Here is a 1,223-nt window from a genome sequence, read left to right as displayed (position 1 = left end):
GTTGACGATCGCAGGACCTCCCTCTTCACGCCATAGAAGGCGCAGCTGCCCCGCCGCTACCGCCACCACGACATAAACAGATCCTTCATCGATGGACAGGGCGCCGTACTTCACAGCATTGGTCGCAAGCGCATGAAAGACCAGAGCCAACGCCGTCGCCGCATTAGAACCAACAAGGGCATCCTCCCCCTGGATCGAAACGCGTCGACCCGATGCGCCCTGGTATGGTTCCAACAGGCGCGCGAGGAGCGACTTTAGTCCGCCATCTCCAACCTCTTTTCTCGAGACGAAAGCATGAGCGCGATGCAGTGATTGAAGCCGACTTTCGAGCTTCTCCGCGAACTCCTTGTTTGTAGGCTCGAATCTCGCTGCCATGCGAACGAGGCTGTTGACGACGGTAAAGATGTTAGCGATGCGGTGCGACAGTTCGCGGGAGACCAGCTCACGCTGCTCTTCAGCCCGCCTCCGAACGGTGATGTCGATGTGAGCCCCGATTAGGCGCAGGGGAGCCCCCGCTTCGTCCCGGACTATTTCTGCTTTCGCGAGAATCCAGCGTGTCTGTCCGTCGCTCGGGCGAATGATCCGGTATTCGACCTCATAGTCTGTCTCCGGGCCGTTTACTGTCGCAAGAAAGTGGCTCAGCACACGGTCACGATCTTCTGGGTGAATTCGCGCCACCCAGGCTCCATGGGATTCGTGGGTCGCATCGGGTGGCAAACCATGCACCGCCAGATACTCTCGTGAGCGCACGTTCTTGAAATTGTTGCCCCGCAGATCGACCTCCATGCCGCCGATCTGGCCTATCCGCTGAATACGGGCGAGTTCTGCTTCTCGCACGCGCAGCCTGCTCTCTGCCGATTCGCTCGTGTCTTCTGCCATGTCACTCTGGTCCGCCGATAACCAAACTTACGCAGCCATACCCCTTCTCCGCAAAGTCATAAGACAGCACCGGGGCTGCCTGCGCGGGCGTAGTGATTTACCTGATCAAGGCTCGCGGTCGCACCGTCGTTGATGAACAGGATGGCGACATCGATTGAAGGAACTCGGGCCGAAAGGTCCTTGGACCACCCTATGCATGGCTCGTACTCTGCTGCAATGCGTCGCCTTGGTGGAGCGCCACCCGCAAGCCACCAGGCGGTTCATCGCTCCGGCGACGGCGGAAAAGGCCGGCGGAGCTTGGCGGGATTTCTATCATCGCTGACCGGAAGCGACACGCGGCCGCC

At 59.9% G+C, this 1,223-nt stretch carries 1 protein-coding gene; it reads right to left on the bottom strand.

Annotated elements, in window-relative coordinates; translation table 11 throughout:
- The coding region (locus J0I79_RS33975) for an HWE histidine kinase domain-containing protein (RefSeq protein ID WP_292870224.1) at positions 1-879 on the bottom strand (879 nt) is incomplete at its 3' end.
- Positions 880-1,223 lie beyond the last annotated feature (344 nt).

It is taken from the genome of Mesorhizobium sp., assembly GCF_017306585.1.
Taxonomy (GTDB): Bacteria; Pseudomonadota; Alphaproteobacteria; order Rhizobiales; family Rhizobiaceae; genus Mesorhizobium.
This window is presented reverse-complemented; position numbering and strand designations above follow the sequence as displayed.